Source organism: Streptomyces sp. NPDC003038 (assembly GCF_040611115.1).
In the GTDB taxonomy this organism is placed as follows: Bacteria; Actinomycetota; Actinomycetes; order Streptomycetales; family Streptomycetaceae; genus Streptomyces.
On record NZ_JBEXNN010000024.1, the window covers coordinates 17805 to 31849 of the forward strand.

The window sequence follows — 14045 nt, forward strand, 5'->3', positions numbered from 1 at the left end:
GCCCGGCCGGGACCCGCACACGGTGTGTGCGGGTCCCGCCGCGCGTCCGGCCCGGTGTCCGGCCCCGTGTCCGGCGCGGCATCCGGCGCGGCGTCCGGTCCGCGTTCGCGCCGCCGAGAGCGTCGCCGGACCGGCCGGTCGGCCACATGGGGTGAGCTATGTTTGAACACGAGTGACATGAGAAGGAGGCCCTCCGGTGTCATCGGGGCAGCAGGCACGCGCCCAGGCGGCCGCGATCACGCCGAGCGGGCAACCGTCGGATCCGGGCAGTGCCCCGGTCGACAAGCTCCTCGCGCCGGCCGACCGGCTCCTCGCCCTCTTCGACGGCCACCGGCTGTCCCCGGGGCAGCGGCGCATCGCCCAGTACCTGATCGACCACCTCACCGAGGCCGCGTTCCTCTCGATCACCGAGCTCGCCGAACGGGTCGGCGTGAGCCAGCCCTCCGTGACCCGCTTCGCCGCGTCCCTGGGCTTCAGCGGCTACCCGGCCCTGCGGGAGGTGCTCCAGCCGATCGCGCTGAGCGCGGTCGCCGGCTCCCCGGACAGCCGTGAGGAGATCCGCCGCAACGAGCTCCAGACGGCGGTCGACGCCGAGATCGAGAACCTGGAGAAGGTACGCCGGCTGCTCGCCGACACCAACCAGGTGCTGGACATCGGCCGCGAGCTGGCCGCCTCGGTGCCGCTGACCGTTCTCGGACTGCGCATCTCGGTCTCCCTGGCGGAGTACTTCGCCTACGCGGCCCGGCGCATCCACCCCGACGTACGCCTGGTGACCCGCGGCGGCAGCGTGGCCTACGACGCGCTGCTGCAGTCCCGGGCGGCGGGCGGCACCTGGGTCCTGGCCTTCGCCATGCCGCGGCACGCCAAGGAGACCCTGGCCGCCCTCCGAGCGGCCCGCAGTACGGGGCTGCGCGTCGTACTGATCACGGATCCGACACTCGGGCCGCTGGTCGACGAGGCGGACGTGTCGCTCACCGCGGGTACCGGCTCACGCCTCGTGTTCGACTCCTACGCGGCCCCCGGAATGCTGTCCGCGGCTCTGCTGCAGGCCATGGCCGACGCGGACCCCGAACGGACTCAGGCGCGGCTCGAGGGGTACGAGCAGGTCGCCGACCAGCACGGCTTCTTCCTGTAGGGCGGCGCTGACCCGGCCCACCGGAGGGACGCATTCAGTTTTCTCGCGCATGAAATTTTTCATGCGCTTGCGTACTGGACGGTATATATGTTTACTGGCGGCGGCGCTCCGGGTCCACCAGATGCCAGGGAGGGCGATCCCCACGCCCTCCCAGAACAGACACGCGGCGCGATGCTCCTCCTCACGTCGCGGCCGCGTGTCGAGTCCGGCTTTCGGATCCGCTGAGCGCCCATGGCGGCCTCGGTCAACCCCTGGGCCGAGGCCGCCCCAGCACGTCTCGATCAGAGTTCGACACCACTCGGAAGTGACGAGAATGCCGCAGACGGCCCCCATCACGCGCAGCCCGGACTGGCCCTTGCAGGTCAAGCCGCCCGGCACTCACGACTGGGAACGCACGGCCACGCGCTGGCTGCGGGACCTGCTCCCGGCGCGCTACGGCGGCTACTTGACGCTGACCCGCCATCACGTGCTCCTCTCCCGGCACGTACAGCTCCAGTTGCAGCACGAGATGCGGGCCGTGCGCGTGGCGTTGCAGACCAGCCGGGCCGAACTGCCCATGCTGGGCGTGGCCGAGTCCGTCATCGAGAACGCGATCAGGATGTACGCCGTGGAGCTCGAACAGCTCAGCCGCCTGGCCCGCGGCGTCCGGCTCGTCTCGGACGCGCTTCTGGCCGACACCCCGGCCCCGCGCAGGCGCTGACGCCGGCCTGGGCCGTCGCTACGCGGACCGCCAGGAGCGCAGGCGGTCCGCCACGTCGAAGACGGTGAGGCGCAGCAGGCGGATGTCGGTGATGAGCTCGCGCCACTGCTCGTAGGGCGCGTCCACGGATTGGCCGCAAGCCTCGATGTAGGCGACGGCGACTCCGTAGGCGAAGTACTCGTTGGAGGCGGGGAGCGGGCGGAGCAGGACGATCGCGTCGAGGAGGGCGGCCGCGCGCCAGTAGGCGTCGGGGTTGTCCACCTGGAGGCTGGGGGTGTTCACCCGGTGCCGCGTGACGGCGGCGGCCAGCGCGGAGTGGTCGGCCACCTCCACGTCCTTGAACAGGGCTTCCTGTCGCTCCAACAGCCAGCGGTGGTCGATGTGCAGTTCCACGCGGGCCTCACACCGCCCGGGCGCCGGTGCGCGCGGGCCCGGCCTCGTTCTGCCCAGCGGCGGCGAGCCGTTGGCGGACGTCGGTGTCGACCTCGGCGGTGGTGGTGTCAGCCATGCTCCGAGTATGCGGGCCCGCGCGCGGCCCGGGTGGCTGTTCGCCGGACCCGGGCGTGGGTGCCCGCTGTTCGGCCGGCGCGGGGGCCGCGCGTGCGGCCCGGCCCTCCCGCTCCGTGGTCCCTAGGATCACCTTCCGGTATCGCGCTGCCACAGGGGGTTCCGTAGCGGAGCCTTTGCCTCCTACGGTCTGTGCAGCACAGTTCCGGATCAGGAGGCAGCGTGACGCGGGAGCTCGACATCGATCAGCTGGTGACGGCGATGAAGGCGGTCGACGAAGCAGGCCGGCTCTTCGAGGAGGCACTCGCCGTGTACGAAGGACGCGGCCTCAAGCGCACCAACGACGACTTCAAGGTCGCGGGCGGAGCCGTCCAGACGCTCCAGGGCGCCGAGGAGATGGCACTCGGTACCCGCAGGTTCCTCGCGGAACTGGCACTGGTCGTGGGCTACGCGACCGCCGGCATAGAGGGTCGCGCGAGCGGGAAGCTGGCGATGGCCCGGTCGGGATTCATCGGCATCGCGGGCGGCGGCTCCCGGATGGCCCGCCCGCTGCTGGAGCCGACCCTGCGGGGGCTGCGTCTCCTCCTGGACGTCGACCTCTTCGAGCCCGGCTTCAAGGCGAAGATCGAGGAGGTCGTACGGGCCGAGAAGGCCACCTACCCCGATCCCTCGATGTTCCGCGTCCCGGGATCCGTCGACGCCGCCTTCCCGGTCACCGGCCGGACGCCCTGAGCTCTTGCGCACACGCGGGCCGCGGTCACAGGTCCCTGGGAACATCGGAGAACCCAGGGACCTGGTGTCACTTCGCTGACCGGACGGTTCAACGACGGCCGTGAGCGGCGGTCACGGGTACGAGCTCCCGGGGTGCCGGGTCCGCCCCCGGGGGCGAGTCTGGTGGTATGCGTCATGCGCCAGTCGTCGTGCACCGGATCTACCCGTCGGGAGGCCGGCAGGTGACCCTGCGGACCGCGAGCGGAGAGGAGTCCCTCGGTCTGGCCCACTCGGACGAGGACGTCATCGAGTTCCTGCGGCGGGCCGGGATGCCCGACCCCGACGACGTGGTCCTCGGCGACACGGCGCTGGTGGAGTGGGACACCGACGTACCTCACGTGTACATGGCCGATCCGCCGACCGACGACCTGCCGTGACGGTCACGCCCGGTATCCGCGGGCCTGCAAGGCGAACAGACGGGCGTACGTGCCGTTGCTTTCGAGGAGATCGGCGTGAGTGCCCTCCTCGACGATCCGGCCCTCGGACAGGACGACGATCCGGTCCGCTTCACGGACCGCGCCGAGGCGGTGGGAGATGAGCAGGCTGGTCCTGTCCTTGCGGTACTCCGCGAGCCGCCGGTGGATGTCGTACTCGGCCTCGGCGTCGAGGCCCGAGCTCGGCTCGTCCAGGATGAGGAGGTCCGGGTCCGTGCGCAGGAACGCCCGGGCGAGGGCGACACGCTGCCACTGCCCGCCCGACAGCAGCGCTCCCGTCTCGTCGCCGTCCTCGTGGGTGTCCGCGAAGAGCCTGCTCAGCAGCGTGTCGTAGCCCCGCGGCAGTTCCGTGAGCACGGTGTCGATGTCCGCGGTCCGGGCGGCCGCCTGCAGGCGGGGGCGGTCGTCCATGGCCCGTACGTCACCTATGGCGATGTTCTCGGCGGCGGTGAGGTCGTACTCCATGTAGTCCTGGAACACGGCGCCGAGCCGACGACGCAGCTCGGCCACGGGAACGCGGCGGATGTCCACACCGTCCCAGAGCACGGCACCGCGGGTCGGGTCGTAGAACCGGCACAGCAGTTTGACGAGGGTGCTCTTTCCCGCGCCGTTGTGCCCTACGAGGGCCACCGCCTCGCCGTGCGGAAGGCGGAGGTCGACTCCGCGCAGGACCCACGGATGGTCCTCGTCGTAGCGGAACCACACATCTCGGAACTCGATGCCGCGGCGCAGCGCGGGCAGAGCCGCCAGGGGTGCACCGGCCGGAGCGGGTGTATGGGCGGGGGCGGGTGTACCGGCCGGGGCGGGCAGATCCGGGGCGGGCAGATCCGGGGCGGCCCCGACGACCGCGATGTAGTGGCGCACGATGATCAGCAGATGGTGGAGCGAGGCCAGTGACCGGACCAGGGTGCCCAGCGAGCCCTGCACTCCGGCGACCGCCGCGACGAACAGCGCGACATCGCCGACCGTCAGCTCACCCCGCCGGGCGGCGAGCGCCGCCCACACCAGGCCGGCGCCGCAGACGACGGCGCCCAGCAGCGCCAGCCCGCCCTGGGTCAGCAGCTCGCGCCGGTCCACGGTGCGCCGCTCGGCATCGGCGGTGCGGCGCGCGGTGAGCATGCGCTCGAGCAGGAAGCCGCCCGCGCCGAAGAGCCGGAGCTCCTTCGCGGCGTCCAGGCTGGAGAGCAGCATCTCGTAGAAGCCCTCCCGCCGCGCGGCGGCGCTGGTCCGCCAGTCGCCGAGCGCCCGGCGGCGTGACAACCGCAGCTCGGCCGCGAGGAGCGGCACCACACACAGGATGAGGATCGCGGTCATCGTCGGGCTCAGTACATGCAGCGCGACGATGAAGCCGCCGGCGGTGAGCGCGCCGCCGATGATGCCGAGCAGGGCCTCCACCACACCACCGATGGCCTGGCTGCCCGCCGACTGGGCCACTCGCAGCCGGTCCTGGAAGGCGGGATTCTCCAGCCGGGACAGTCCGGCGAAGGAGTTCACCGCGGTGTAGAGGCGGCCCACGGCGGCGAAGGCCGCCGCACGGTCCAGCTGGTTGCCGACGTACGCGGTCAGCGGGGTCACCACCGCGGCGACGAGCCCCAGGGCGGCCAGCCCGACGGCGAGACCGAGCAGGGCGGCGCCGCCCGCCCCGGCCAGCCGGTTCAGGATCAGCCTGGTCAGCCAGGCCACCGCGACCGGCACGCCGGAGCCGGCCGTGGTGAGTACGGCCAGCGCCAGCATGCTGCCGGGCGCCGCGCGCCACGCGAGCGCGAGGGACGTCCGCAGCGCGGGCGGATCGTGAGGACCGGTGCGCAAGGGTGTCCGGTCGGTCACGATCCGACCTGAACGCGGTCCGTCCTGCGGGGCAGGGTGCGGCCGCTGCGCGCGACGACTCCGTCGGCCCCCATCTCGACGTAGGCGGGCAGGCCGGTCACCGCGAACGCCTCCGTCAGTTCGTCGCCGTCGCGGACCACGACCACCCGCGCCACGGGGGAGAGCCGCTCCAGGTACTCCTCCAGCGCGCCGGCGTCCTCCTTCGGGTCCTCCTCGATGACGGCCAGCAGCCGGTCGGGACCGTACGCGGCGGCCCGCTCGGCCACCAGCGGCAGCAGCTCCTCGCAGGCGGCGCACCAGGGGGCGAGGAACATGACCGTCATCCCCTCCGGCACGGCCTCCAGGGACAGCGGCCGGCCCGTCGTGTCGATCGCGCGGAACGGCGCCACCACGTCGCCCGCCTGCACGACCGTACGGACGTCGGGCCGCTTGGAAGGGGCCTCCGCCTGCCGCAGGCGCCGGATCACGCCGTAGACCAGCACCAGATCGAGCAGGCAGAGGAGCCCGACGAGTACGACTCCCGCGGTCAGATACGCCATTGCGGTACGTCCTTTCCGTGTCGGTGGATCGCGTTGCGGTCCCGGTGCTCCGGGTCCGGCTGTGAGGTGGTGCGCGGCATGCGGCGGACGACGGCGCCGACGATCTGATCGGCCCGGAAGTAGCCGCAGAACCGGGAGTCCAGGCTTTCGGCCGGGTTGTCGCCGAGAAGAACGACCCGGCCCGGGGGCACCCGTTCCTCCGGGAGACCGGCGAGGGCGGGCGCGCCCTCGCGCGGCAACGGGTCTCCGGCCACCGCCGCCGCGCGCTTGATCAGCAGGCGGTGGCCCCGTACGCGGCCGCCCCAACGTCCGTCCTGCGGCGGTACGGCGACCACCAGCCGTCCCGCCCGGATCGCGTGCAGCGGAGTACGCCGGACGAGGACGCGGTCGCCGTCGGCGAGCGTCGGGTTCATGCTGGCGCCGGCCACCGTCACGACCACGTACCTGCGGTGGAGCGTGAGGGCGACGGAGGCAGCGGCGGCCACGGCGGCGACGGCGGCGACGGCGACGGGGGCGGCGGGGGCGGCAGTGAGGCGGGTGCCACCCGGCCGGGTCATCGGGTCTCCTCGGCGGGAGCGGACGCGAAGACTCCCGCCAGCTGGTCGAGCGTGATGGTGACCAGGGCCAGCAGCGCCGCCACGCCGGCCGACAGCAGCAGGGCCGCGGCCGGATCCGCCACGGCCCGGTCGGGTGCGGCCAGGTGCGCGCAGAACCCGGTCAGCGCCACGAGGCCGAGGAGGGCGTTGCGCACCACGTGCCGGTGGGCGACGGGCCCGCTTCCGGAGCCGAAGCAGTGGCAGGAAGTGCTCACCCCGTGGCGCAGCACTCCGACGAGGCCCGCTGTGAACGCCGACAGCAGGAGGGCGCTCAGCGCGAAGCCCACCACGGCGGTCGCCGGGACGGCCAGCGCGGCCACGGTGACCGCCTCGGCCGTCACCACCGAGGCCGCCACGGGCTTGCGCAGACCCCGCAGTGCGGGGGCGAGCTGTCCCACCGCGGCGCGGAACTCCAGGAAGGCGACCCGTCCGCGCACCTTGCCGGCGAAGGAGAAGAAGAAGACGAGGCCGAGCAGAATCCGGCCCGTGTCGATCACATAGACCATCGGGAGTGCAGCCCTCTCAGCCGGGAGGTCCGTATCCGGCGCGGCGCTCGCCGCGCCGGATACGGGAGACTCGGTTCAGGGGTCGGTCAGGCGCAGGACCGACCGGAGTAGCTGCAGCTGCCCGGGCAGCAGGAGCGGAACCGGTCGTTACAGGGGTCCACCTCGTGGCGGCGGTGCCGGTTGGTCCCACAGGCGTTCTTCTGGCAGTAGTCGAACTGCCAGCAGCTGACGGCCGAGGCGGTCGCCTTGGGAGCCAGTGTGTCCAGCAGACGGTCACAGACCGACTGGAGTCGGGTACGCATACGTGTTCCTCCTCGTGGAGTGGGCGTGCGTCAAGGGGAGCGAGTGGGCCTGGCGGCGAAGGCGCCGGACCGGCCGTTCCTCACGGCACCAGACGCTTGCACGGCCACCGGGTCCTCGCGACGCGTCCGCCGTGTCCCGGACGGCACGTCCCCTGTCCCGCCTGGTCGGTGGCTGTCCGGGACACCGGCACCCGGTCCGTGAACGGCGGGACGGGAAGGGAAAACGACGAGAAAACGCGCGAGAAGGCGTAATGCGAACTTGTGAGCGGTCGGGTGGCGAGCGAGAGTTCCGCTGCGGGACTCGGGCGGGCAGGGTGCGTTGGAGGGGCGATGAGTGACGACACGGAGCGCGGGCGCGTGGTGAGACCGGGTGACGCAACCTCGGCGGCCGAGTTCGTCGAGGCGCTGCGAGGCCTCAAACAGCTCTCGGGGCTGAGTCTGCGTCAGATCGAGGAGCGGGGCGCCGAATGGGGGCTCCAGCTGTCCCGTAGCACCGTCGCCGCCGTCCTGGCTCGCGAGACGCTGCCCCGGCCGGACGTGGTCGACGCCTTCCTCAAGGTCTGCCTCGACGGGCCGCCCGAGGCGCAGGGCGTGCACGAGGCGCACGAGGAGTGGATGGCGGCGTACCGCGCCCTCGCCGCGGCCGCCCCCGAGAGCCCGGCCCACGTCGTGGCCGATCGGGAGGCCGGCCGACGACGACTCGGCCGGTGGTCCTCCGGCCGCCGGACCACCGGCCGTTGGAGCTTCACCTGGTGGCGCCGCAACGCCCGCCTGGCCGTGCCCGGGGCCGTACTCGCACTGGCCGGCGTCCTCCTCCTGGTCCAGCAGGTCGTACCGCCGCGCACCGACGCCGGTTCGCGGCTCTCCGACGTGTGGAACGGTTCCCCGACCCGTGCGGCGAGCCCGCCGGCCGGAGCCGCGGACGCCTCCGGCGCCATGAGCGGGGCGGCGGAGCAGGTTCCCCGGGGCGATGTGCGGATACGGACCGCGCGCACGGGTCTGTGCCTGTCCGAGCGGGCGGAAGGAGACGGCACCGTCTTCCTTGACGACTGCGCGGTCGCGTCACCACCGGTCGCGGTGGCCCCGGCCGCGAAGGGCACGTTCTCCGTCACAACCAAACACCCGGTCCACGGCATGGGCTGCATGGGGATCGTCAGCGCTTCGAAGGACGAAGGGGCGCGAGCCGGAAACGACTACTGCACCCCGCACGACTGGATCGAATTCCGGATCGAGCGGGCGGCGGGCGGGGGGCCGAATCGCTTCCGCATCATGCCCACCCACACCGGCATGTGCCTGACCGTCGCGGCCGAGGAGGCCCGCCTGCGCACTCCGGTCCAGCAGTCGGCCTGCCGGCCGGGAGCAGAAGAACAGATCTTCCTCATCGACCCTTCGCCGTGAGGAGTACGGGACGTCCGCCTACGCCCCGTACCCGGACGGGCTGCCGCGGCAGCTGCTCCTCACTTCGGGCGGTGTGACCGCACCCGGCCGAGCCGCAGGGCGTTCCCGGGAGCTCTGCCCGGTGAGCTTTCGCCCGACAACGAGGGAACGCCCGCCGCCCCGAGGCGTGATGGCCGCCGCCGGATCGGTACCCCCGCCGCCTGCGCCCGCAGCGCTGGCACTAGAGTCCCCTACTTGTTCGATTCACTGGTGAGGCGGGGGCATAGATGAGCGCGCAACTGCGGGAGACCGCAGACGAGTTGGCTGACGTACTGTGGCGGGAGCACACCGTGTACCGCGACCGCTCGGGCGGTGTCGTCATCCGGGGCGAACACGTCCAGCGCTGGATCAGCCTGGCCACCGGCGCCGGCCGGGACGAGGTCCTGCTGCGCGCCGGCCGGATTCTCGACGGCGGGACGACCGCCCCGGCCCGGTCGGAGGCGGTCGCCCGCCTGTCCGCCGGTACGAGCGAGCTGGCGACGGTCTGCCGCCGCCTACTCGCCGAGACCGCACCGGGGCCTTCCGCCCCGGCGCCGGCCCGGCCCAAGAGCCCGCGCCGCCGCCGCACCGCCCGCCGCACCGGCCGGCACACCAGCCTCCGCTCCTGGCTGGTCGTCGCCTGCGTCCTGGGGATCGTCGCCCTGTACGTCTCCAGCCTGGTGGGCGTGCTGTAAGGAACGTCCGCACAACGCCGCCCCGCGGCGGGCGGCTCAGTACGCGCCGTCGAGGCCGGCCGTCGCGGGGCGGGCGCGGAAGCATGGCGGAGATGACCGCGAACGTGAAGTTCGACGGTCAGGGAGAGGACCCCGCAAGATCCGCATCGGCGCGCCCCGGGGGCGGGCTCGGGTGAAAGGCGCGCCTCATGCCCTTCGGCGCGCGCCAGCAACCCGGCAGCGCCACGATGGAGGGACAGGCCGTCCCTCGCAGGCCGTGGAGATCACCATGAGCACGCACAATGGCGACGGCGGAGCCGCTGCGGACCATGGAGCCGGAGACCATCCTGTCCACGCATCTGCCTCCGGCGGCCGGCCTGACCTCGCGGTTCATCGACATGCTCGGCTCGGTGCCGGGCCTCGACCCCTTCGTGGGACCGGACCAGGAGGCGCTGGAACTGATGCTGGCGGGCTTCGAGCCGGGAGCCCCCGCGTAGTCGGAGCCGAGGAACCGAGGAACCGAGGAGCCTCCGGCCCCTGGCCGGCACTTCACCATGCGCTGCCCCACCTCCGCCGTCCGCCGCCAGCCGTCCATCCGCCTCTGCGGCAGCGTAGGTTGTCTCCTCAACGATCTTTCCGAGAGGGGAACACGATGGGGAACTTCGGTACGGGGCCGGTCAGCCGGAGGGGTCTCATACGGCTCGGCGGCGGCGCCGCGGCCGGTCTGGTGCTGGGAGGTGTCGGCGCCTCGGCGGCGCGGGCCGCCACCACTCTGACGGATGGGACCGCACTCGCGACGGCACTGCCCGTGTCGAAGGCCTTCGACCTGAGCGACGGGGCGAGTGCCCTGTTCATGCACGAGCAGGCGTGGTGTCCCACGGTGATGCAATGCGCGGGCTTCGACCACATCAACAAGCACTGGTACGTCTCCCAGGTCATGTACAACCCCGCCGACGGGGTGTCGTACGACACGCGCAAGCTTGAGGGCGACATCGCCATCACCAAGCTGAGCGAGGACGGTTCGACCAAGCTGGGGCGGATGTATCTGCGCGGGTTCGGGCACGGTGCCCAGATCGGCATCGAGGCGACGGCGGCGGGGGCCGCCCCCTACATCTGGATCGAGTACGACTCCGAGCCGAACTCGAAGAACGCGGGGTTCGGCACCAAGCTGTGCCGGATCAAGTACGCGGGAGCTCCTGCCGGCGCGTCGCCGCGCAGCTTCCACTGGGATGACGCGGCCGACCGTACGGCCATGAACTTCAAGGACCGTACGCCCGATCCGCTCAAGCTTCCGGGTGCCGGGACCACGCTGACGTCGCCGCGGCCGGTCGTCGACATGCAACACCGCCGACTGCTGGTGCGTTTTAATCGCAACGAGCAGCTCCAGTGCGCGGTCTGGGACCTGGACACCGCGGTCGGCGCCCCGCTGGGCGCGCCGCTGCACCACTTCGCCGATCTGCCGACGCCGAAGCCGGCGTACGACAGGCAGGGCTTCTGCCTGTACGGCTCCTACATGTACATGCTGGAGGGCACGGAGTACACCGACGGCGGGCCGACCGACACGACGGATGTCGGCACCACCTACATCACCCGGGTCGACCTGAACACGGGCGTCTACGAGCGCTTCCTCACGCGCGCCCTGAAGAGCCTCGTACACCGGGAGCCGGAGGGCATGAACATCATGCTGGTCCCCGCCCCGGCCCGCCCCGGGAGCTTCCTGCCCCGGCTCACCTTCGGCTTCGCCTCGGGCGTGTCGGGCGACCGCCGGGTGAACATCGCCTACAAGGACGCTCTGGTCTGAGCCGGAAACGCCGCCGGGCGCCCGGGCAGCGCAGGGGCCGCGGGTGTCCGGCGCTCCTCCCCCCATGGCGTTCAGTCCTGGACGGTTTCGGCGCTCACCCAGTCCAAGTACGCGGCGCTGCCGGTGGCCAGGGGAACGCCGACGATCTCGGGGGTGTCGTAGTCGTGGTGCTCGGTGATGAACCGCGACAGCCGGTCGGACAGACCGGCCCGGGTCTTGAAGTCGATCCGCCACTCGCTCCCGCTGCGGACCTCCCCCTCCCACCAGTACACCGAGCTGACGGGGTACACCTGCGCGCAGGCCGCCAGGCGCTCGCGCACCACGTCCGCCGCCAGCGTCCGAGCCTTCTCCTCGACGTCATGGGTCGTGGTCACCACGATGAAGTCACCGTTCGTCATGCCGCAGAGCGTAGACGCGTCGACGCCTGCGGGGACCGGACGGCCGGCCCTTCTCATGGCGCCGATACGAGCAGATGAGCGGCGAGTACGGCGATCAGCGCGCTGGAGGCCACGGCGGTGACCAGGCGTCCCCGCCTGCCGGTCAGCATCCGGCCCAGCAGCGCCCCGCCACCGGCGAGGAGCAGCTGCCAGCTGGCCGATGCGGCGAAGGCCGCCAGCACGAACACGAGCTGCTCCAGGAGGTCCGGAGCCGCCGCCGTGCTCTGGCCGCCGAGCACGAGCGCCGCGAAGTAGATCACGGTCATCGGGTTCATCATCGTGATCCCGAGCAGGGCCGCGTAGGCGCGTGCGGGGCTCGGCGGGACTTCGCCGGTCCGTTCTTCCGCCGGCCGGGCGCGGTACTGCCTGAGGGCGGTCACGCCGCCGCGGACCGCCAGCGCGATGAGCACCAGGGCCGAGACCCACCGCAGCGGAACCATGACCGGTTCGATCGCGGGGGCGAGCGTGGATCCTCCCAGCGCGGCGATCAACGCGTAGAGGCCATCTGCGGTCGCGACGCCCAGTGCGGCGCAGGCACCGATCCGCAGAGACGTCCGGGCCGTCAGGGCCACCAGGTAGGTCCCTACCGCTCCCACGGGCACGGCGATGCCGTATCCGGCCAGGAGGCCGGCGACCAGGGCGGTGATCACGAGCGCTTGAGCGTCGGCCTTCGCGGTCGGCCGGGCTGCTGCTGGACCGGCGCCGTCGAGTCGGTGGAGGTCGGCAGCGGCGCAAGGGCGGTAGTCGTGGTCATGGGCAGATCCTCCGGGCATCGCGGCTGCCCGGACAACTCAATTACGGACCGGCTGTTCGCCCGGAAACGGTGGGGCTCCCGGGTCCCTCACGGTCACCGGCGGCCCGTACGAGCAGAACTGACGCGCAGTCCGTTGCCGGCGGCGGGCGGCCGTCCCGGGCGCCGTGCCCGGCAACCGAGTGACGCTGATCGCGTGGTGCCCACCGCTGCCGCTCTTGATCGGCTTTAACTGGTGCGGACTTCTCGTCCACCGGCTGACCGCGAACCGCGGCCGCATGCCGGTTCCGCCTTCCCTTGCGGAGGAACACCCTTGCCATCATTCCGCTGCACGCCCGCGGCCCTTGTCGTCGCGGCCGTCACCGCGACCTGTCTGGTGCCTGCCGCACCGGCCCTGGCCGACTCGGCGAACATCCGGTTCTCCCAGCCCTACGTGCCCTCGATCGCGCCCGGCCGGACAGGCCGGATCATGATCGTTGCAGACAACGGGCCGGACAGGGCCATCAGCTCCACCTTCCGGGTCACCGCGCCGGAGCGGACGAGCTTTCCGGAGGCCCGCTTCTACTGGAACAGCGATCGTGCCTCCGTGGCGTGTACCCGGTCGGCCGACGCGCGTCGGCTGACCTGTGACGCCGGGACCCGCGCCGGCTTCTCCTTCCCGGCGAACGCGCAGACGCGGCTGGGAGTGACGCTGCGGGTGGACGCGGACGCGCCGGAGGGCACGACGCTGGACGGCGGCGAGTGGGCGATCGGGACCGGCCCGGTCGCGCTGTTCGCGGTCGCCACCCCGGTCACCGGCCCCAGGGGCGACGACGGCCGCCCGGGGAAGCCCGGCCACCACGGAAAGCCCGGCCGGCCCGGGCCCAAGGGCGACAAGGGAGACCGGGGCGAGAAGGGCGACCGCGGTGACCGCGGCGACCGCGGGCCCCAGGGCGAGCGCGGCGACACCGGCCCGGCGGGACCCGCAGGGCCCCGGGGTCCGCAGGGTCCGGAAGGCCCCGAGGGTCCCCAGGGCCCGTCCGGAGGTCCCAAGGGCGACAAGGGCGACCGCGGTGACCGCGGGCCCGCCGGGCCCAAGGGTGACCGCGGCGACCGCGGTCCCCGGGGCACGAAGGGCGATCGCGGACAGGTCGGACCGAGGGGCCCGCAGGGCCCCAGGGGCGACCGGGGACCCGCGGGCGGCCCGCCCGGACCCCAGGGGCCTCAGGGCCCGCGGGGACCTCAGGGTGACCGCGGACCCGCCGGCGGCCCGGCCGGACCTCAGGGGCCTCAGGGTGACCGCGGGCCCGCCGGGCCGCAGGGACCCCGTGGACCCCAGGGCCCCAAGGGAGACACCGGCACGCCGGGCGGGTGCAAGAAGTGCGGCGGCCACCACACGCCGAAGAAGGCACTGAAGGCCCGGATCCTCTCCTCGGGCCACGGCCACGGGCTGAGCATCCGCTCCGGGCCCGGCACGAACTACCAGAAGACCGGGAAGGCCAAGAACGGCACCCTGGTCCGGTTGCAGTGCAAGGTCAACGGCCAGAGCGTCGACGGCAACTCGATCTGGTACAAGCTCGCCGACGGCCGCGGCTGGATCACCGCCCGCTACGCGCAGAACCTCAACCGCGTGCCGTTCTGCTGACCCACCGCATGACGAAGGCCCCCGC

The 14045-nt window shown here is 72.6% G+C and carries 17 protein-coding genes; 9 read left to right on the plus strand and 8 right to left on the minus strand.

Annotated elements, in window-relative coordinates; genetic code table 11:
* Positions 1-196 precede the first annotated feature (196 nt).
* Together ABZX75_RS25365 and ABZX75_RS25370 are read left to right on the plus strand one after the other, a co-directional pair.
* Positions 197-1135, plus strand: a complete 939-nt coding sequence (locus tag ABZX75_RS25365) for a MurR/RpiR family transcriptional regulator (RefSeq protein ID WP_355414311.1) — start codon at positions 197-199, stop codon at positions 1133-1135.
* Positions 1136-1448: 313 nt separating this feature from the next.
* Positions 1449-1835, plus strand: a complete 387-nt coding sequence (locus ABZX75_RS25370) for a hypothetical protein (RefSeq protein ID WP_355414446.1) — start codon at positions 1449-1451, stop codon at positions 1833-1835.
* 18 nt (positions 1836-1853) lie between these two features.
* On the opposite strand, the gene ABZX75_RS25375 is transcribed toward ABZX75_RS25370, so the two are convergent.
* Positions 1854-2228, minus strand: coding sequence for a toxin Doc (locus ABZX75_RS25375; RefSeq protein WP_355414313.1), 375 nt, complete (start codon positions 2226-2228; stop codon positions 1854-1856).
* 336 nt (positions 2229-2564) lie between these two features.
* On the opposite strand from ABZX75_RS25375, the gene ABZX75_RS25380 reads away from it, so the two are divergent.
* Together ABZX75_RS25380 and ABZX75_RS25385 are read left to right on the plus strand one after the other, a co-directional pair.
* On the plus strand, positions 2565-3074 hold the full coding sequence (locus ABZX75_RS25380) for a hypothetical protein (protein ID WP_355414315.1): 510 nt from the start codon (positions 2565-2567) through the stop codon (positions 3072-3074).
* Positions 3075-3241: 167 nt separating this feature from the next.
* A complete protein-coding gene (locus tag ABZX75_RS25385; protein WP_355414317.1) occupies positions 3242-3490 on the plus strand; it encodes a hypothetical protein in 249 nt (82 codons plus the stop codon).
* 3 nt (positions 3491-3493) lie between these two features.
* Here ABZX75_RS25385 and ABZX75_RS25390 read toward each other — a convergent pair whose 3' ends face one another.
* The 5 genes from ABZX75_RS25390 to ABZX75_RS25410 all read right to left on the minus strand — a co-directional run bounded on the left by ABZX75_RS25390 (position 3494) and on the right by ABZX75_RS25410 (position 7317).
* Complete coding sequence (locus tag ABZX75_RS25390) at positions 3494-5374, minus strand: ABC transporter ATP-binding protein (RefSeq protein ID WP_355414319.1); 1881 nt, start codon at positions 5372-5374, stop codon at positions 3494-3496.
* The gene (locus ABZX75_RS25395) at positions 5371-5913 is read right to left on the minus strand and encodes a hypothetical protein (protein WP_355414321.1); all 543 of its coding nucleotides are present in this window, start codon (positions 5911-5913) and stop codon (positions 5371-5373) included. The genes ABZX75_RS25390 and ABZX75_RS25395 overlap by 4 nt, the downstream gene beginning before the upstream one ends.
* Positions 5901-6470 carry a S26 family signal peptidase gene (locus ABZX75_RS25400; protein ID WP_355414323.1) on the minus strand — a complete coding sequence of 190 codons (570 nt, stop codon included), beginning with the start codon at positions 6468-6470 and terminating at the stop codon, positions 5901-5903. Before ABZX75_RS25400 ends, ABZX75_RS25395 begins: the two co-directional genes overlap by 13 nt.
* On the minus strand, positions 6467-7015 hold the full coding sequence (locus ABZX75_RS25405) for a MauE/DoxX family redox-associated membrane protein (RefSeq protein WP_355414325.1): 549 nt from the start codon (positions 7013-7015) through the stop codon (positions 6467-6469). Before ABZX75_RS25405 ends, ABZX75_RS25400 begins: the two co-directional genes overlap by 4 nt.
* An 86-nt stretch (positions 7016-7101) precedes the next feature.
* The gene (locus tag ABZX75_RS25410; protein WP_355414327.1) at positions 7102-7317 is read right to left on the minus strand and encodes a hypothetical protein; all 216 of its coding nucleotides are present in this window, start codon (positions 7315-7317) and stop codon (positions 7102-7104) included.
* A 330-nt stretch (positions 7318-7647) separates the two neighbouring features.
* Here ABZX75_RS25410 and ABZX75_RS25415 point away from each other — a divergent pair, with 330 nt between their 5' ends.
* The 4 genes from ABZX75_RS25415 (at position 7648) to ABZX75_RS25430 (ending at position 11208) form a co-directional block, all read left to right on the plus strand.
* Complete coding sequence (locus ABZX75_RS25415) at positions 7648-8715, plus strand: RICIN domain-containing protein (RefSeq protein ID WP_355414329.1); 1068 nt, start codon at positions 7648-7650, stop codon at positions 8713-8715.
* Positions 8716-8981: 266 nt separating this feature from the next.
* Positions 8982-9428: a hypothetical protein gene (locus ABZX75_RS25420; protein ID WP_355414331.1), complete on the plus strand. Its 447-nt coding sequence runs from the start codon at positions 8982-8984 to the stop codon at positions 9426-9428.
* Positions 9429-9709: 281 nt separating this feature from the next.
* Positions 9710-9904, plus strand: coding sequence for a hypothetical protein (locus ABZX75_RS25425; protein WP_355414333.1), 195 nt, complete (start codon positions 9710-9712; stop codon positions 9902-9904).
* A gap of 155 nt (positions 9905-10059) precedes the next feature.
* Complete coding sequence (locus ABZX75_RS25430; RefSeq protein ID WP_355414335.1) at positions 10060-11208, plus strand: hypothetical protein; 1149 nt, start codon at positions 10060-10062, stop codon at positions 11206-11208.
* A 71-nt stretch (positions 11209-11279) separates the two neighbouring features.
* Here ABZX75_RS25430 and cutA read toward each other — a convergent pair whose 3' ends face one another.
* Both cutA and ABZX75_RS25440 read right to left on the minus strand, forming a co-directional pair.
* The gene (gene cutA, locus ABZX75_RS25435; protein WP_355414337.1) at positions 11280-11606 is read right to left on the minus strand and encodes a divalent-cation tolerance protein CutA; all 327 of its coding nucleotides are present in this window, start codon (positions 11604-11606) and stop codon (positions 11280-11282) included.
* 53 nt (positions 11607-11659) lie between these two features.
* Complete coding sequence (locus ABZX75_RS25440) at positions 11660-12295, minus strand: LysE family transporter (RefSeq protein ID WP_355414339.1); 636 nt, start codon at positions 12293-12295, stop codon at positions 11660-11662.
* A gap of 414 nt (positions 12296-12709) precedes the next feature.
* Between ABZX75_RS25440 and ABZX75_RS25445 the strand changes: the two genes are divergently transcribed.
* Positions 12710-14020: an SH3 domain-containing protein gene (locus ABZX75_RS25445; protein ID WP_355414341.1), complete on the plus strand. Its 1311-nt coding sequence runs from the start codon at positions 12710-12712 to the stop codon at positions 14018-14020.
* Positions 14021-14045: the final 25 nt, after the last annotated feature.